General features: G+C 73.2%; 1 protein-coding gene (running past one end of the window). It reads right to left on the bottom strand.

Annotation, left to right across the window (positions count from 1 at the left end):
* Positions 1-20,455 carry the 5' portion of a type I polyketide synthase gene (locus tag C503_RS0103970; RefSeq protein ID WP_018680910.1) on the bottom strand. The gene continues 7,118 nt to the left of window position 1, outside the view, so the window shows 20,455 of its 27,573 coding nt (coding positions 1-20,455); its start codon is at positions 20,453-20,455; its stop codon lies beyond the left edge, outside the window.

Below are 20,455 nucleotides of genomic sequence, written 5' to 3'. Positions count from 1 at the left end.
GCGACAACACCCCGGCCACATGAGCGGCCGCGATCTCACCGATCGAATGCCCGGCAACATAGTCCGGCCGCAGGCCCCACGACTCCACCAACCGGAACAACGCCACCTCAAGCGCGAACAACGCGGGCTGCGCGAACCCGGTCCCGTTCACCGACTCCGCGTCCGCGCCCCACATGACCTCACGCACCGGCCGGTCCAGCCCGATGTCCAAATAGGACACGACCTCATCCAACGCCCGCGCGAACACCGGGAACCGCTCATACAGCCCCCGCCCCATCCCCAGCCGCTGAGACCCCTGCCCGGAGAACAACACCGCCAACGACCGCTCGGCAGCCACACCCCGAGCCACCTCGGCACCGTCGACCAGCACGGCCCGGTGCTCGAACGCCGAACGACCGGTGGCCAGCACCAGCCCCACGTCCACAGCCGACAGATCCGACCGCGCCGCGACAAACCCGGTCAGCCGATCCACCTGCGCGGCCAACGCCTCCGCCGACTTCCCCGACACCAACCACGGCACCACGCCCGCTGACACCGGCGCAACCTCAACCTCGGTCGACTCCGGCTGTTCGATGATCACGTGCGCGTTCGTCCCGCTGACCCCGAACGCGGACACCCCGGCCCGACGGGGCCGTTCCACCTCCGGCCACGAACGTCCCTCGGTCACCAGCTCGACCGCGCCTGCCGACCAGTCCACATGCGACGACGGCTGATCCACGTGCAGGGTCCTGGGCAACACCCCGTGCCGCATCGCCAGCACCATCTTGATCACGCCCGCCACGCCCGCCGCGGCCTGGGTGTGCCCGAGATTGGACTTGATGGCGCCGAGCAGCAGCGGCCGCGGCCGGTCCTGTCCGTAGGCGGCCATCAACGCGTGCGCCTCGATCGGGTCGCCCAGGGCGGTTCCGGTGCCGTGCGCCTCGACCGCGTCGATCCCGGCCGGGTTCAGCCCGGCGTCCGCCAGGGCCTGGCGGATCACCCGCTGCTGGGACCGGCCGTTCGGGGCGGTCAGCCCGTTGGACGCGCCGTCCTGGTTGACCGCCGAGCCGCGCAGCACGGCCAGCACCCGGTGGCCGAGCCGTCGCGCGTCGGACAGCCGTTCCAGCACGAGCACGCCGACACCCTCGGACCAGGTCGTGCCGTCCGCCGAGTCCGCGAACGCCTTGCACCGGCCGTCCGGCGCGAGCCCGCCCTGCGCGGTGAACTCCACAAAGGAGTCCGGGCTCGACATCACCGACACGCCACCGGCGAGCGCGAGCGAGCATTCGCCGCCGGTCAGTGCCCGCGCGGCCATGTGCAGGGCCACCAGGGAAGACGAGCAGGCGGTGTCGACGGTGATCGCCGGGCCTTCGAGGCCGAGCGTGTAGGAGAGGCGGCCGGACATGACGCTCGCCGTGTTGCCGGTGGCGGCCAGACCGCGCACGTCGGTGGCGCCCCGGCGAAGCGCGGCGAGATAGTCCTGTCCGTTGGTGCCGACGAACACACCGGTCTGGCTGCCGCGCAGGCGGGCGGCGTCGATCCCGGCGCGTTCCAGGGCCTCCCAGGTGGTCTCCAGCAGCAGGCGCTGCTGCGGGTCCATCGCCACCGCCTCGCGCGGCGAGATGCCGAAGAAGGCGGCGTCGAAGTCCGCGACCCCGGTCAGGAAGCCGCCCTCGGCGGTGGCCGAGCCACCGCGGGCCAGCGCGTCCAGGTCCCAGCCGCGGTCGGTCGGGAACCCGGAGACGGCGTCCGCGCCCCGGGACAGCAGGTCCCAGAGGTCCTCCGGGGAGCCGACGCCGCCGGGGAACCGGCAGCCCATCCCGACGATCACGACCGGGTCGTCGACGCCCACCCGGGTGATCGACTCGGCGGCCGGTTCGGGCAGCGAGTCCAGGAGTCCGGTGCGCAGGAAGTCGGCGAGTTCCCGGGGAGTCGGGTAGTCGTAGACGAGGGTGGCCTGCAGGCGCAGGCCGGTGGTGGCCGCGAGACCGTTGCGCAGCTCGACCGTGGTGAGCGAGTCGAAACCGAGATCGGTGAACGCCTGGTCGGCCGCCACGCTCTCCGCCCCCGCGTGCCCGAGGACGGCGGCGACCTGACCGCGCACCAGGTCGAGGACGAACCGCTCGCGAGCCGACGCAGACAGCCCGGCCAGCCGGTCGCGCAACGTGTCGCCGTCCGGCGTCGCACCCGCGTCCGCCGTGGCTTTCACCTCGGGCAGATCGGCGATGAGCGGGTTCGGGCGGATGGTGGTGTGCGCGGCGGCGAGGCGGGTCCAGTCGATGTCCGCCACGACCTGGGTCGCGTCGTCACCCGCGAGTGCCTGGCGCAACGCGGTGAGGGCGAGTCCGGGGGCCATCGGGGCGAAGCCGCCGCGGCGGACCCGGTCGGCCATGCCGGTGTCGTCGGCGGCCATGCCCGACTCGGCCCAGGCGCCCCAGGCGATGGCGGTCGCGGGCAGGTCGTGGGCGCGCCGGTACTCGGCGAAGGCGTCGAGGAAGGCGTTGGCGGCGGCGTAGTTGCCCTGTCCGGCGGCGCCGAGTATGGCCGCGGTGGAGGAGAACAGGACGAACGCGGTCAGGTCGAGATCACGGGTGAGGTCGTGCAGGGCGAGCGTGGCGGTCAGCTTCGAGTGCAGGACGGTCGCGAACCTGTCCGGGGTGAGGGTGTCGAGCACGCCGTCGTCGAGAACGCCCGCGGTGTGGAAGACGGCGGTGAGCGGCGTCTCGGCGGGGATGTCGGCCAGGACGGCCGCGAGGGCGACACGGTCGGCGATATCGCACGCGGCCACCGTGACCCGGGCGCCGCGGTCGAGAAGGTCCTGGCGGAGTTCGGCCGCGCCGGGGGCGTCGGGGCCGCGGCGGCTGACAAGGAGGAGGTGTTCGGCGCCGTGGTCGGCCAGCCATCGGGCGAGGTGGCCGCCCACGCCGCCGGTGCCGCCGGTGACCAGGACCGTGCCGGTGAAGGCCGGGTCCGGCGTGGTGTCGTGGCCGGTCACGCGGGTCAAGCGGCGGACGTAGGTGCCGGAGGCGCGGACCGCGACCTGGTCCTCGGTGCCCGCGAGCACGTCGGCCAGTCGACGCGACGCGATCTCCGCATCGAGCGGGAGATCCACCAGGCCGCCGAAGCGCTGCGGGTGCTCCATGGCGACGGCCCGACCGAGGCCCCACACCATGGCCTGCACCGGGTCCGTGACCTGGTCCGCGCGGCCGACCGACATGGCCGTCCTGGTCACGCACCACAACGGGGCTTCCACACCCGCGTCGCCCAAAGCCTGGACGGCGGCCGCCGTGGCCGACAGGCCCACCGGCACGCCATCGGACTCGCCCGGCGCGAGGGCCAGGAAGGACAGCACGCCCGTGACCTCGGCGGTGACTTCCCGCAGCCGGTCGGCGAACGTCTCGCGGTCCGCTGCCTCGATCCGGACCACGTCGACCGGCAGGCAGGCGATGACGGTGTCGACCCAGTCCTCGCCGGTCGGGGCGAGCACCAGCCAGGTCCCGGTGAGCGGGGCCGCCGAGCCGGTGACCGGCCGCCAGCCCGCCCGGTACCGCCAACCATCCACAGTAGACTGATCACGCCGACGACGGCGCCACGAGGACAGGGCAGGCACCACGGCGTTCAGTGCGGCGCCGTCCAAGTCCAGAGTGGACGCCAGCGACGGCAGGTCCACACGTTCCACGGCGGACCAGAACTCGGCGTCCACCGGGTCGGCCGCGGGCGCGAACGCGACCGGTTCCGGCCAGAACCGCTGACGCTGGAACGGATACGTCGGCAGCTCGATCCGGCGCGCGCCGAGACCGCGGAACACACCATCCCAGTCCACCCGCGCCCCGTGGACGTGCACACGACTTAAGGCCGCCAGCGCGGCAGGCACCTCCGCCCGATCGCGCCGCAGCACCGGAGCCGTCACGACATCCGCGCCGAGGGTGCCCGCGACCGCGCCGGACAGCACGCCGTCCGGGCCGAGTTCGAGGAAGACGTCCAGCCCCCGCTCGGCCAGCCCGGCCACCGCGTCCGCGAACCGGACGGTCCCACGGATCTGCCCGACCCAGTAGCCCGGCGAGCACAGCTGGTCCGCGGTCGCGAACGCGCCGATCACGGTCGACATGAACGGAACCTGTGGCGCGTGGTAGGTCACGCTCGCGGCGACGCGCCGGAAGTCGTCCAGCACGGCATCCATCCGCGGCGAGTGGAACGCGTGGCCGACCCGCAGCCGCTTGGTCCGCCGCCCCTCGGCCGCGAACCGGGCCGCGATCGCCAGCGCGTCGTCTTCCTCGCCCGCCACGACCAGCGACATCGGGGAGTTGATCGCGGCGAGGGCGACTCGGTCGGTGAGCAGCGGCAGCACCTCGGCCTCGCTCGCCTCGATCGAGACCATGGCACCACCCGGCGGCAGCTCGGCCATCAGCCGTCCCCGGGCCGCGACCAGCTCGCAGGCGTCCGCCAGGGAGAACACGCCGACGGCGTGCGCGGCCGCGAACTCGCCGATCGAGTGGCCCGCCACGAAGTCCGGCCGCAGGCCCCACGACTCGACCAGCCGGAACAGCGCGGTCTCCAGGGCGAAGAGCGCGGGCTGGGTGTAGCGGGTGTCGTCGAGCAGGTCGGCCTCGGGCGTGCCCGGCTCGGCGAAGAGGATGTCCCGCAGCGGTCGGTCGAGTCGGACGTCGAAGCAGGCCAGCACCTCGTCCAGGGCCGCGGCGAACACCGGGAACCGGGCATACAGTTCACGGCCCATACCCGGACGCTGGCTGCCCTGGCCGGTGAACAGGAACGCCTGCCTGCCCCGGCCCGCGTGTCCGGTGATCAGGTCCCGATCGGGCATACCGTCACGCACGGCCGCAAGGGCCCGGCGCAGTGCCTCGTGGTCCTCGGTCACGACGGCGGCGCGATGTTCCAGACTCGACCGGGACGTCGCCAGGGAGAACGCGAGATCGCTCAGCGAGATCCCGGAATCCACAAGGGACAGAATCCGATCGGCCTGGTCCCGCAGCGCCGATTCCGTCCGTCCGGACAGGACGAACGGAACAAGACCCGTATCGGCCTCGCCAGGCTCGTCCACCGGCGGCGCTTGCTCGATGACGATGTGCGCGTTGGTGCCGCTGATCCCGAACGACGACACGCCAGCACGGCGCGGCCTGCCGGTCTCCGGCCACTCGGCGGCCGCCGTCACCAGGTCGATCGAGCCTGCCGTCCAGTCCACATGCGACGACGGCGCGTCCACGTGCAACGTGCCGGGAACGGTGCCGTTCCGCATGGCCAGCACGACCTTGATCACACCCGCGACACCCGAGGCCATCTGGGTGTGCCCGATGTTCGACTTGACCGAACCGAGCAGCAACGGCCGTTCCCGCTGCTGCCCATAGGTGGCCAGCAGTGCCTGCGCCTCGATCGGGTCGCCGAGCGCGGTCCCGGTGCCGTGCCCCTCCACGACGTCGACCTCGGCCGCCGACACCCCCGCGTTGGCCAGGGCCTGGCGGATCACGCGCTGCTGCGAGGGGCCATTGGGCGCGGTCAGCCCGTTGGACGCGCCGTCCTGGTTCACCGCGCTGCCGCGCACGACCGCGAGGACCGGGTGCCCGCGCTCGATCGCGTCGGCGAGGCGTTCGAGCAGGACCAGGCCGACGCCCTCGGCGAGGCTCATCCCGTCGGCGGCGTCGGAGTAGGCCTTGCAGCGGCCGTCCACCGCCATGGCCCGCTGCCTGCTGAACCCGACGAACGCGTTGGGCGTCGCCATGACGCTCACCCCGCCCGCCAGCGCGAGGGAGCTGTCGCCCTCGCGCAGGGACTGGCAGGCCAGGTGCAGGGCGACCAGGGACGAGGAGCACGCGGTGTCGAGCGTGACGGCCGGGCCCTCGAAGCCGAAGGTGTAGGCGAGTCGGCCGGACAGGACACTGGAGACGGTGCCGGTGATCAGGTGTCCCTCGGCGCCGTCCATGCCCGCGGCGTAGTCCTGGTAGCTGGCGCCGATGAACGTGCCGGTCGCGCTGCCCCGCAGGGTCGAGGGATCGATACCGGCACGTTCCAGCGTCTCCCAGGCCGTCTCCAGCAGCAACCGCTGCTGCGGGTCCATGGCCAGGGCTTCCCGGGGGGAGATGCCGAAGAACCCGGCGTCGAAGTCGGCCGCGTGGTGCAGGAACCCGCCGCGGGTGGAGTAGGTCTTGCCGACCCGGTCGGGGTCCGGGTCGTAGAGGCCCTCGGCGTCCCAGCCGCGGTCGCGCGGGAACTCGGAGATGGCGTCGCCGCCGCGGACGAGCAGGTCCCAGAGGTCTTCCGGCGAGCCGACCCCGCCGGGGTAACGGCAGCTCATCCCGATGATCGCGATCGGCTCGTCGGTCGCGGCCGCGCGCACCGAGACGGTGTGCTCGACGGGCGCGCCGTCGACCAGGGTGCGGAGGAACTCGACGAGCCGGAGCGGGTTGGGGTGGTCGAACACCATCGTGCTGGGCAGGGTGAGACCGGTCGCGGCGGACAGGCGGTTGCGCAGGTCGACGGCGGTCAGGGAGTCGAACCCGACCTCCCGGAACGCCCGCTGCTCGGCCACCATCTCGGGCGAGTCGTGGCCGAGCACGACGGCGGCCTCGGCGCGGACGAGGTCCAGCAGCACCCGGTCCCGCTCGACGGACGGCAGCGCGCGGACCCTGGCGACGAACTCCCCGGCCGGGACGGCGTCGGGTGCGGCGGGCTGGACCTCGGGGATGTCGTCGAACAGCGGCGTGGGCCGGACCGAGGTGAATACCGGGTGGTACCGGTCCCAGTCGACATCGGCGATGGCGAGGACGGTCTCGTCGCCGTCGAGGGCCTTGCGGAGCCCGGCCAGGGCCAGGCGCGGGTCCATGAACACCAGGCCGCTGCCCCGGATCTGCCTCGGGTCGACCCGGCCGAGCTTCTGGTCGTCGGCCCAGATCCCCCAGGACACGGAGATGGCGTGCGCGCCCCGGGCCCGGCGGTTCTCGGCGAGCGCGTTGAGGTAGGCGTTGGCCGCGACGTAGGCGGCGTGCCTGCCGCTGCCCCACATGCCCGCGGTGGAGGAGTAGAGGACGAGTTCGGCGTCGTCGAGGAGCTCGTCGAGGTTCCGCGCGCCCGCGACCTTGGCGTACACGACCTTGGCGACCGCGTCCAGGCCGGTCTCGGCGAGGGTGGCCAGCTCGATGGTGACGGCGGTGTGGATGGCCGTGCGCACCGGGCGACCGTCGGCCGCCAGCCGGTCGAGCAGTGCCTTGACCTGCTCCCGATCCGTGATGTCACATGCGACGAACGTGGCCGTACAGCCTTGTTCGGCCAACTCCGCCACGAGTTCCGCCGCGCCGACTCCCCGGCGACTGGTGAGCACGAGGTCCCGGACACCTTGTCGCACCAGCCACCGCGCCAGGTGCGGGGCGAGCGTGCCGGTACCGCCGGTGACCAGGACCGTCCCGCTCGGCACCCAGGTCTGCGCGGAGGCGTTGGCCGGTGCCCGCACGATCCGCCGCCCGAACACGCCCGACGCGCGGATGGCGAGCTGGTCCTCCTCGGTCCCGCCCGCGAGGACCCCGGCCAGGTGATCGGCCGCGCGGCTGTCGAGCTGCTCGGGCAGGTCCACTGTGCCGCCCCAGCGCCTGGGGTGTTCCAGGGCGGCGGTCCAGCCGAGACCCATGACCTGGGCCTGGCCGGGGTGGGTCACCGGGTCGGAGCGTCCGATCGAGACCGCTCCCCTGGTGAGACACCACAACGGCGCATCAATCCCGGCGTCGCCGAGGGCTTGGACGAGCACCACGCTCAGGGCAAGACCCTCGGCCAGCTCGGGGTGCTGTGCACTCGGGGCCTCGGCACCGGCCAGCGCCGACACCACGCCCGCGAGTTCGCCGTACTCGGCAAGCCGGGCCGCCAGCGCCTCGCGGTCCAGGCAGGTCTCGTCGAGCACGAGCCGCTCGACCTGCGCACCGCGCTCGGCCAGCGCGGTCGTGATCTCGGCGTCAGCGATGTCGTCGGGGCTGACGACCAACCAGGTACCGGTCAGTGTCGTCCGTGCCAGGGCACCGCAGGGTTTCCAGGACGTGCGGTAGCGCCAGGAGTCGACGGTGGTGTGGTCGTGGCGGTTGCGACGCCAGTCGGACAGGGCCGGGAGGACGGGGGCGAGGGTGTCTCGTTCGATGCCCAGGCCCGCGGACAGGGAGTCGACGTCGGCACGTTCCACCGCCTCCCAGAACTCGGCGTCGGCGGGGTCGACCGCGCCCCGGCGGGCGTCCGGGATCGACCAGAGGTGTTCGTGCTGGAAGGCGTAGGTGGGGAGGTCGACGCGGCGGGCGCCGGGGAACAGCGGGGACCAGTCGACGTGGACGCCGCGGACGAAGGCCTCGGCGAGGGAGGTGCGGAAGCGGTCGGTACCGCCGGTGTCGCGGCGGAGGGTGCCGACGACCAGGGCCGGTTCGCCCGCGTCCTCGGCGGTGTCGGTGATGCCCATGGTCAGCACGGGATGGGCGCTGACCTCCACGAACACCCGGTGTCCCTGACCCAGCAGGGCCCGGATCGCCGGGTCGAAGCCGACGGTCCGGCGGAGGTTGCGGTACCAGTAGCCCGCGTCCAACTCGGCGGACCAGTCGCCGGTCACGGTGGAGAACATGGGGATCCGCGCGGGCATCGGCCGGACGAGCGCGAGCACCGCCGCCAAGTCGTCGCGAAGGCGTTCGACGTGGGCGGAGTGCGACGCGTAGTCCACGGCGACCCGGCGAGTGCGAACCTCCTCGGCGGTGAGGTCGCGCACCAGCGCGTCGAGACCGTCCGGGTCGCCGGAGACGACGACGGACTTCGGACCGTTGACGGCCGCCACTGACAGACCGTCGCCCAGGCGCGGTGTGATCTCGTCGGCGGACATGGCCACCGACAGCATCCCGCCCGCGCCCGCCAGCTTCGCGGCGATCGCCTGGCTGCGCAGCGCCACCACCCGCGCACCGTCCTCAAGCGACAGCGCACCCGCGACAACGGCGGCCGCGATCTCGCCCTGGGAGTGCCCGACCACCGCGTCCGGCCGCACCCCGTGCGCCTCCCACAGCGCGGCCAGGGCGACCATCATCACGAACGACACCGGCTGCACCACGTCGACCCGGTCCAGCGGCGGCGCGCCCTCCGCCTGCCGCAACACATCCAGCGGCGACCAGTCCACAAAGGCCGACAGCGCCGCCGCGCACTCCCCCACTCGCTCCGCGAACACCGGCGACTCCGACAACAGCCGGGCACCCATGCCCGCCCACTGCGAGCCCTGCCCCGGGAAGACGAACACGATCTTGCCGTCGACCTCGGCCACACCTGTGACCACATTCGACGCGGACACACCGTCCGACACCGCGGCCAGCCCGGCCGTCCGGTCCCCGCCGACCACCACCGCGCGATGCTCGAACACCGACCGCGACGAGACCAGGGAGTGCCCGACATCCACCGGGTTCAGCCCGACGTGACCCAGCAGGTTCCCGGCCTGGGCCCGCAACGCCCCCGAAGTCCGCGCGGACAACACCCACGGGACCACTCCATCGGCGACCGGCTCGGCCGAACCACTCACCGGTTCCGGTGCCTCTTCGAGGATCGCGTGCGCGTTCGTGCCGCTGATCCCGAACGACGACACCGCGCACCGGCGCAGACGCTCACCACTCGCCCACGGCACCTGGTCCGCCAACACCGACACCGTCCCAGCGGACCAGTCGACGTGCGCGGACGGCTCCTCGGCGTGCAGGCTGCGCGGCAGCACGCCGTGCCGCAACGCCAGCACCATCTTGATCACACCGGCCACACCGGCCGCCGACTGCGTGTGCCCGATGTTCGACTTCACCGACCCCAGCAGCAACGGCCGCGCCGGATCCCGATCCCGGCCATACGTCGCCTGCAACGCCTGGACCTCGATCGGGTCGCCCAGCGCCGTCCCCGTGCCATGCGCCTCGACCGCGTCGATGTCGTCCGTCGACAGCCCCGCGCCCGCCAACGCGTGCCGGATGACCCGCTGCTGCGACGGCCCGTTCGGCGCGGTGAGCCCGTTGGACGCGCCATCCTGGTTGACCGCCGAACCACGCACCACGGCCAGCACCGGATGCCCGTTGCGCACCGCGTCGGACAACCGTTCCAGCACGAGCACCCCGATGCCCTCGGACAGGGTCATCCCGTCCGCCGAGTCGGAGAAAGCCTTGCAGCGGCCGTCGAACGCAAGCGCCCGCTGCCTGCTGAACGCGATGAACGGCGCCGGGTTGGCCATCACCGTCGCACCGCCCGCGAGCGCCAACGAACTCTCGCCGTTGCGCAGCGACTGGCACGCCAGGTGCAGGGCCACCAGGGACGACGAACACGCCGTGTCCACGGTGACCGCCGGACCCTCCAACCCGAACAGGTACGCCAGTCGTCCGGAAAGGACACTCGGGCTGGTCCCGGTCACGGCGTACCCGGCGGAGGCGTCGTCCAGGCTGACCCCGTACTCCTGGTAGGTCGACCCGATGAACGTGCCGGTCGCGCTGCCGTGCACCGACGCCGGGTCGATCCCGGCCCGCTCGAACGCCTCCCAGGTGGTCTCCAGCAACAGCCGCTGCTGCGGGTCCATCGCCAGCGCCTCACGCGGCGAGATCCCGAAGAACCCCGGATCGAACTCGCCCGCGTCGTGCAGGAACCCGCCCTGGGTCGAGTAGGTCTTGCCCGGCTTGTCCGGATCCGGGTCGTACAGGCCCGCCGCGTCCCAGCCGCGACCGGACGGGAAGTCCGAAATGGCGTCCACGCCGTGGCTCACCAGATCCCAGAACTGCTCGGGCGTGCGCACCCCGCCGGGGAACCGGCAGCCCATCCCCACGATGGCGATCGGCTCGTCGGCCGCCGCCCGCACGGTGTGGGTGGGCGAGTCGTCCGTCCCGAGGATCTCCGCGCGCAGGTAGCGGGCGAGCGCGACGGGGTTCGGGTAGTCGAAGGCGAGCGTGCCCGGCAGGTCGAGACCGGTCGCCGCGACCAGCCGGGTGCGCAGCTCCACCGCGGTCAACGAGTCGAAGCCCGCGTCCCGGAAGGCGCGCCGCGCGGGCACGCCCTCGGCGGACGCGTGCCCCAGCACCACGGCGGCCGTCTCCCGGACCAGGTCGACCAGCACCCGCTCCTGCTCGGCCTCGGCGAGCCCGCGGATCCGGGCGGCGAACCCGGAGGCGGCGCGGTCGTCGGTCCCGGCCGCGGCGAGCTCCCGCACCTCGGGCAGCTCGTCGAACAGCGTGGACGGCCGGGCCGCGGTGAAGATCGGGTGGTACCGGTCCCAGTCCACCTCCACGACGGTCACCGCCACGTCCCGCGCGACCACGGCCCGGCGCAGCTCGGTGATGGCGGTCTCCGGGGCGAGCAGCCGCAGGCCGCGGCGGAGCAGGTTGTCGGACACGGCCTCGTGCGTGCCCATCCCGGCCTCCGCCCACGGACCCCACGCCACCGAGGTGGCGGCGAGGCCGCGGGTGGCGCGGTGCTCGGCGAGCGCGTCCAGGTAGGCGTTCGCGGCGGCGTAGGCACCTTGGCCCGCACCGCCCCAGACACCCGCGATCGAGGAGAACAGGACGAAGAAGTCCAGGTCACGGTCGCCGAGCAGGGCGTCCAGGTGCGCGGCCCCGAGCAGCTTGGCGGCCGCGGTCTTCGTGAACGCGTCCAGCGGCGTCTCCGCGATCGAGGTCAGCTGTCCGACACCGGCCGCGTGCACGACGCCGGTCAGCGGGAACGCGGCCGGGATGTCGGCCAGCACCTCGGCCAGCCGGTCCCGGTCGGCGGCATCGCACGCGACGATCGAGACCCGGGCACCCAGCTCGGCCAGCTCGTCCCGCAGCTCCTCGGCGCCGGGGGCCGCCATTCCGCGCCTGCTGGTCAACACCAGGTGCTGGGCCCCGCTGTGCGCAAGCCAGCGTGCTACTTCGGCGCCGAGCGCTCCGGTACCGCCGGTGACGAGCACGGTGCCCGTCGCGGTGAACGCTTCCGGCGGCGGGAGTTCGTTGACCGAGTAGTGAACGAGCCGCCTGCCGAACGTCCCCGCGGCGCGAACCGCGATCTGATCCTCGCCGCCGGGCGCGGCCAGAACGCTGACCATGCTCCGCAGCGCGGCCGAGTCGGGTTCGGCGGGCAGGTCGATCAACCCACGCCACGGCCGGGGCTGCTCCAACGCCGCGACCCGACCCAGGCCCCACACGGCCGCCTGCATGGGATCGGCGAGCGGGTCAGCCGGTCCCGTGGAGACAGCACCATGGGTCAGAGTCCATAGTGGAGCGTCAACTCGGGCATCCCCCAGCGCCTGTGTCAACACGACACTCAACGCCAGTCCCGTCGGCAGTTCCGCCCCGATCGGGGAGTCCGCCAACGGCAGCAGCGACAAGACGCCTGCGGGGTTGTCGACAGCGGCGAGGCGGGCGGCCAGTTCGGCGCGGTCACCGTCCACGACCACCCGGTGAACCTGCGCGCCATGCTCGCCCAGGGCGGCCAGGACGTCCCCGTCCGCGACCCCCTCGGCCGTGACGACCGCCCAGGTGCCCGCCAACGTCTGTTCGGCGGCCCGGAACGACCGCCAGGTGACCCGGTAGCGGGCCGCGTCCAGCAGCGCCTTCTCGCTCCGCTGCCTGCGCCACGCCGACAAGGCGGGCAGCAAGGCGTAGAGGGCGGCGTGCTGTTCATCCCGCAGCCCGAGCAGCTGCCCCAACTCGCCCGTGTCACCACGGTGGATCGCGCCCCACAGCTCGGCATCCGCCGGATCCGCCGCCACGGTGGGCGTGGTCTCCGGCCAGTACAGCTCGTGCTGGAAGGCATAGGTGGGCAGATCGACCCGGCCGACGACGTCCGGGAAGAACGGCGACCAGTCCACGACAATGCCGCGCACGTGCAGTCGCGCCAACGCCGTCGAGATCGCCCGCTCTTCACCGCGATCGGCCCGCAAGGTCGGCACAGCATCCATATCGGACTCGCCACCGAGCGTGTCCTGGACCGGCGCGCACAACACGCTGTCCGGCCCCAGTTCCAGGAACGTCCCGACACCCCGACCACTCGCGGCGCGCACGCCATCGGCGAACCGGACCGTGCCCCGGACATGCTCCACCCAGTAGTCGGGGGAACAGAGCTGTTCCTCGGTCGCGATCTCCCCGGTCAGGTTGGACACGATCGGCATGGTCGGCGCCGCGAACGTCACGTCCGCCGCGACCCGGCGGAAGTCGTCGAGCATCCCCGCCATCCGGGGCGAGTGGAACGCGTGACTCACCCGCAGCCGCTTGGTCTTGCGCCCCGCCGACGCGAAGTGCCCGGCGATCGCCAGCACCGCGTCCTCGTCACCGGCGACCACCACGGCCTCGGGCCCGTTCACCGCAGCGATGGAGACCTCGGCCTCGCGTCCGACCAGCAGCAGCGCGACCTCGTCCTCGGCCGCCTGCACGGACACCATCGCGCCACCGGCGGGCAGCTCCTGCATCAGCCGGGCCCGCGCGGCCACCAACCTGGCCGCGTCCGACAGCGACAGCACCCCGGCGACGTACGCGGCGGCGATCTCGCCGATCGAATGCCCGATCAGGTAGTCCGGACGCACCCCGCACGACCACACGAACCGGAACAGCGCCACCTCGAACGCGAACAACGCAGGCTGCGCCCAGCCGGTCTGGTCGAGCAACTCCGCGTCACCCTCGAACATGACCTCGCGCAGCGGCCGGTCCAACAGCGGGTCAAGCTCCCGAGCGACCTCGTCCAACGCCTCGGCGAACACGGGGAACCGCGCGTACAGCTCACGCCCCATCCCCGGCCGCTGGCTCCCCTGACCGGAGAACAGGAACGCGAGCCTGCCCGCGCCCCCGACCTCGCCCTCGATCACCCCGACATCCGGCCGATCGGCCGCCAGCGCGGCCAGTGCCCGGGTCAGCTCGTCCCGGTCACCCACCAGCACGGCCCGCTGCTCGAAGCTCGACCGCGTCGCCGCCAGCGCCGCCCCGATGTCCGCCGTGGACGGTCCAGGAGACTCCACAAAGGACAACAACCGAGCGGCCTGGTCCCGCAGGGCCGACCGGGTCCGGCCGGAGATCGGCCACGGGACAAGCCGGTCCGCGCCCGCGGCGGCGGTCCCCGCCTCGGCGACCTCCTCGATGATCACGTGGGCGTTCGTGCCGCTGATGCCGAACGACGACACACCCGCGCGGCGCGGCCGATCGGCGGCAGGCCACTCGGCTCGCTCGGTGAGCAGCGCGACGGCCCCGTCCGCCCAGTCCACATGGGAGGACGGCTGGTCGACGTGCAAGGTGCGCGGCAGCTCGCCATGCCGCATGGCCATGATCATCTTGAGCACGCCCGCGACCCCCGCCGCCGCCTGGGTGTGCCCGATGTTCGACTTGACCGACCCCAACCACAACGGCCGCTCGCGGTCCTGTCCGTAGGTGGCAAGCAGCGCCTGGGCCTCGATCGGGTCGCCCAGCGTGGTGCCGGTGCCGTGCCCCTCTACCGCGTCGACGTCCACAGGGGACAGTCCGGCCGAAGCCAGGGCCTGGCGGATCACCCGCTGCTGGGAAGGCCCGTTCGGCGCGGTCAACCCGTTGGAGGCGCCATCGGAGTTCACCGCCGAGCCACGCACCACCGCCAGCACGGGATGGCCGTTGCGGCGGGCGTCGGAGAGGCGTTCGAGCACCAGCACACCGACGCCCTCGGACCAGCCGACCCCGTCCGCGGCGTCGGCGAACGCCTTGCACCGGCCGTCCGGGGACAGGCCGCGCTGACGGGAGAACTCGATGAGCGAGGTCGGGGTCGACATCACGGTGACGCCGCCCGCCAGCGCCAGCGAGCACTCCCCCGCGCGCAGGGCCTGCATCGCCCAGTGCATCGCGACCAGCGAGGACGAGCACGCGGTGTCGACGGTGACCGCGGGCCCCTCCAGGCCGAGCGTGTAGGCGACCCGGCCGGAGGCGATGCTCGGCGAGGTGCCGCTGCCCTGGAAGCCCTCGAACCGGGCGTCCGCCAGGGTCGCGGCGTAGTCGTTGTACATGACGCCCGCGAACACGCCGGTCCGGCTGCCGCGCAGCGACACCGGGTCGATGCCCGCGCGCTCGATCGCCTCCCAGGACGTCTCCAGCAGGAGTCGCTGCTGGGCGTCGGTGGCCAGGGCCTCACGGGGGCTCATGCCGAAGAACGCCGGGTCGAACTCGCCCGCGTCGTGCAGGAAGCCGCCGTGGCGGGTGTAGGCGGTGCCCAGGTGGTCCGGGTCCGGGTGGTACAGCTCGTCCAGGTTCCAGCCGCGGTTGACCGGGAAGCCGGAGATCGCGTCGGTCTCCTCGCTGACCAGCCGCCACAGGTCTTCCGGCGACCGGACACCGCCCGGGTACCGGCAGCTCATGCCGACGATCACGATCGGGTCGTCGGTGCGCACCCGCGTCGTGGTCACCGCGGCGGCCGCCGGTGAGCCCATCAGCTCGTCGAGCACGTGCCGGGCGAGGGCGGTGACGGTCGGGTAGTCGAAGACGACGGTGGCGGAGATCCGCAGGCCGGTGGTCGTGGTCAGCCGGTGCCGCAGCTCGACGGCCGTGAGCGAGTCGAAGCCGAGCTCCTGGAAGGGCCGGACCGGGTCGACCTCGGCCGGGTCGGTGTGACCGAGCACGGCGGCGACCTGGGCGCGGACCAGATCCAACGCGGCCTCGGCGCGGGCGCGCTCGTCCAGCGCGGTGAGTCGGCGCACCAGGCTCTCCGCGCCCGCACCTGCCGACCGGCGGGTACGGATGAGGTTGCGCAGCACCGGCGGCACGTCACCGCGAGCACGCAGCACCGGCAGGTCGAGCCGGGTGGGCACGAGCACCGGCCGTTCACCGGTGATTGCGGCGTCGAACAGCGCCAAGCCCTGCCGGGCGGACAGCACCGGGGTGCCCAGGCGGGCCAGGCGAGCCAAGTCCTGTTCGGACAGACCGCCGGTCATGCCGTCGGTCGGCTCCCAGGGGCCCCACGCCAGTGAGACGGCGGGCAGGCCCGCGTTGCGGCGTGCGTGGGCCAGCGCGTCGAGGAAGGCGTTCGCGGCGGCGTAGCCGCCCTGGCCCGCCGCGCCCATGGTGCCCGCGAGGGAGGAGAAGAGGACGAACGCGGCGAGGTCAAGGTGCCGGGTGGCCTCGTGCAGGTTCCACACCGCGTCGACCTTGGGCCGCAGCACGGCCGCGACCCGCTCCGGCGTCAGCGACTCGACGACCCCGTCGTCGAGCACCCCGGCCGCGTGCACCACGGCCGTGATCGACCGACCGGCCACCAGTCGCTCGACGGCCGCCCGGTCCGCGAGATCACACGCCTCGACGCCCACCTGGACGCCGAGACCGCGCAGCTCGTCCGCGAGCTCCTCGGCCCCCTCGGCAGCGGCACCGCGACGGCTCACCAGCAACAGGCTCCGCGCGCCCCGGTCGACCAAGTGCCGGGCGAAGACCCGCCCCAGTCCACCGGTGCCGCCGGTGATCAGGACCGTGCCGTCGGGATCCCAGTCGGTCGCCTCGGCGGGACGCGCACGGACCAGCCGTCCGCCGAGCACCTCGCCTGCACGGATGATCACCTGCGGCTCGTCGGCGCCCAGCGCCCTCGGCAGGATCTCCGCACCGGGCTGCCCGGGGTCGAGATCCACCAGCCCGAACCGGCCCGGGTGCTCGGCCTGCGCGCACCGCACCAGACCCCAGACGGCGGCTCCGGCCGGATCCAAATCGTGCGACCCGTGTGCGACGGCCCCCCTGGTCACGAACACCAGCCGGGAGTCGGCGCGCGAGTCGTCCGCGAGCCAGCCCTGGATCACCTCGACCGCCCGCGCCGTCACCGCGTGGGTGGAGCCGACCGCATCCGCACCGGCCCCCGCGACAGCCACCAGCACCACGCCGGGCACCGCATCCGGCCCGGCCGAGCTGGGCGAGCCTGGTTCGGGCCGCGTCGGAAGGGGTGTCGCGGTGGGCAACGGACCGAGGGCGAACGGGTCGTCGCCGAGTATGGCGATCGGCGCGGATGTGTCCGTGCCGTCCCGCAGTGGGGTCCAGTCCAGGGCGAACAAGGAGTCGCGGGCGGCCGTCGAGTGGCTGTCCGGCCGGGCTGCACGCAGCACGAGGGAACCGATGGACGCGACCGGGGCGCCGGTGGTGTCGGTGAGCGCGATGGCCAGCGTGTCGTCGGAGACCGTCGTCAGGCGGACGCGGACGGTGGACGCGCCGGTGGCGTGCAGGGCGACGTCCTGCCAGGAGAACGGCAGGCCGCCCCTGGCCTGGTCGCCGAGATCGGTGAACGCGGCGGCGTGCAGGGTGGCGTCGAGCAGGGCGGGATGGATGCCGAAGCCGCCGCCGTCGGGGACGGCGACCTCCGCGAAGACCTCGCCCGGCCGCCGCCAGGCCGCGCGCAGGCCCTGGAACAGCGGGCCGTAGGCGAACCCGATGTCGGTCAGTCGGTCGTAGAGGCCTGCCAGCTCCACCGGCTCGGCGTCGGTCGGCGGCCAGACCTGGGTGTCGAAGCCCGGCTCGTCCCGGCCGGTGGCCAGGATGCCGCCTGCGTGCTGGATCCACGGCAGCTCCTCGGGCCCGTCCGGGCGGGAGTAGATCGCCAGCGTCCGGCGGTCGGACTCGGCGGCGCCGACCCACACCTGCACCTGGACGCCGCCGCGCTCGGGCAGGACCAACGGGGTGGTCAGCGACAGGTCCTCGACCCGGTCGCAGCCCACCTCGTCGCCCGCGTGGATGGCCAGCTCCAGGAAGGCGGTACCGGGCAGCAGCACCTCGCCCCGCACCACGTGCTCGGCCAGCCAGGGATGCGATCCCACGGACAGATGGCCGGTCAGCAGCAGACCGTCGGAGTTCGCCAGTGAGACAGCGGCGGCCAGCAGCGGATGGCGGGTGGCACCGAGACCGGTCGTGCGAACGCCGCCCTTGGGCCAGAACCGGCGGTGCTGGAACGCGTACGTCGGCAGGTCCACATACCGCGCGCCGGTTCCCGCGAAGTACCCGTCCCAGCGCACCGGAATGCCTCGCACATGCAGACCGGCGACCGCCATAGTGGCGGTCTCGACCTCCGGGCGACCGGGGCGCAGCAACGGCGACACCGCAGCCTCGTCCAGGCAGCCCCGCGTGAGGGCGGACAGGACCCCGTCCGGCCCGAGTTCCAGGAAGGTGCCGACGCCGTGCGCGCCCAGCCACTCGATCCCGTCGGCGAACCGGACGGTCTCGCGGACGTGGTCCACCCAGTAGTCGGCCGAGGTCAGCTGCGCGACCGTGGCCGGTTCGCCGGTCAGGCCGGAGACGATCGGGATCAGCGGCGCCTGGGGCGACAGCCCGGACACCACGACCCGGAACTCGTCCAGCATCGGTTCCATGAGCGGCGAGTGGAACGCGTGCGAGACCTTGAGCCGCTTGACCTTGCGCCCCAACGCCACGAAGTGCTCCGCGACCGCCGTGACCTCGTCGTCCGCGCCCGCGACGACGACCGCGTCCGGGCCGTTGACCGCCGCGATCGAGACCCGTCCCGACAGCACCGGCCGGACCTCGGCCTCGGTGGCCTGGACCGACACCATCCCGCCACCAGCCGGGAGTGCCTGCATCAACCGCCCGCGCGCGACCACCAGCGCCGCCGCGTCGGCCAGCGAGAACACCCCGGCCACGTGCGCGGCCGCGATCTCGCCGATGGAGTGCCCGATCAGGAAGTCGGGCTGCACACCCCACGACTCGACCAACCGGAACAGCGCCACCTCAAGGGCGAACAACGCAGGCTGCGCGTACCCGGTCCGGTCCGACTCCGCGTCCGCGGCGGACAACGCCTGCCGCAGCGACGGGTCGAACTGCGCCAACACCTCGTCATACGCCGAAGCGAACACCGGGAACCTGGCACGCAGACCAAGTCCCATCCCCAGCCGCTGCGAACCCTGGCCCGCGAACAGGAACGCCAGCCTGGTCCGGTCCCGGCTCGTGCCCTGCGACTCGGCGCCGTCCACCAACGCCGCCACCGCGTCGATCCCGCCGGTCACCGCGGCCCGGTGTTCGAACCCGGACCGCGCCGTCGCCAACGAGAACGCCACATCCACCGGCCGCAACCCGGGATCGGCCGCCACGAACGACACCAGCCGGGCCGCCTGCGCCTGCCGAGCCTCCGGCGTCCGCCCGGACACCAGCCACGGCAACACATCCGCGGCGACCGGCTCCGCCGAAGACTCGTCCGGCTCCGGCGCCTGCTCGATGATCACGTGCGCGTTCGTGCCGCTGAGGCCGAACGACGACACCCCGGCGCGCCGGGGCTCCGCCCGTTCCGGCCAGGGCACGTTCTCCGTCGCCAGCCGCACCGCGCCGGTCGACCAGTCCACATGGGACGATGGCAGGTCCACGTGCAGGGTCTTCGGCACGACACCGTGCCGCATGGCCAGCACGACCTTGATGACGCCCGCGAGCCCCGCCGCCGCCTGGGTGTGCCCGATGTTCGACTTGACCGACCCGAGCAGCAGCGGCCGTTCCCGGCCCTGCCCGTAGGTGGCCAGCAGCGCCTGCGCCTCCACCGGGTCGCCCAGCGTGGTGCCGGTCCCGTGCGCCTCGACCACGTCGATCTGTCCCGCCGACAGCCGCGCGCTCAGCAACGCCTGCTCGATGACCCGCTGCTGCGACGGCCCGTTCGGCGCGGTCAACCCGTTGGACGCGCCATCGGAGTTCACGGCGGTGCCGCGCACCACGGCCAGGATCCGGTGCCCGTTGCGCTGCGCGTCCGACAACCGCTCCAGCACGACCACGCCGACGCCTTCGGACCAGCCGGTGCCGTTGGCGGAGTCGGCGAACGACCGGCACCGGCCATCCGCCGCGAGACCGCCCTGGCGGCTGAACTCCACGAACGTCGTCGGACTCGACAACACCGTCACACCGGCGGCCAACGCCAGCGAACACTCCCCCGCGCGCAGGGCGTGCGCGGCCAGGTGCACGGCCACCAGCGACGACGAGCACGCCGTGTCGACGGTGACCGAGGGGCCGACCGTGCCGAAGAAGTAGGCCAACCGTCCGGAAAGGACACTGGTGGCGTTGCCGGTCAGCACGAAGCCCGGCGCGTCGTCCTCCGGCCCGACCTGGTACTCCTGCGGCATACCGCCGACGAACACGCCCGTCCGGGTGCCGCGGACCGCCGCCGGGTCGATCCCGGCGCGCTCGAACGCCTCCCAGGACGCCTCCAGCAGGACCCGCTGCTGGGGGTCGGTCGCCAGCGCCTCGCGCGGGGAGATGCCGAAGAACTCGGCGTCGAACCCGGCCGCGTCGGCCAGGAAGCCGCCGGACATGCCTGCCAGGTCGACGTCGGTGCCGCGCTGCCAGCCGCGGTCCTCGGGCAGCGGGCCGATGCCCTCGCCGCCCGCCGCGAGCAGGTCCCAGAGGTCTTCCGGGCTGCCGACCCCGCCCGGGTACCGGCAGCTCATCCCGACGATCGCGATCGGCTCGCGGGCCGCGGCCTCCAGCTCGTCCACCCGCCTGCGCGAGCGCGCCAGGTCGGCGCTCGCCCGCTTGAGGTAGTCCCGGAGCTGCTGTTCCCTGTCCAT

The organism is Actinokineospora enzanensis DSM 44649, assembly GCF_000374445.1.
Taxonomy (GTDB): Bacteria; Actinomycetota; Actinomycetes; order Mycobacteriales; family Pseudonocardiaceae; genus Actinokineospora; species Actinokineospora enzanensis.
The sequence above is the reverse complement of the archived record's forward strand: the minus strand, read 5'-3'. Positions and strand labels throughout refer to the sequence as shown.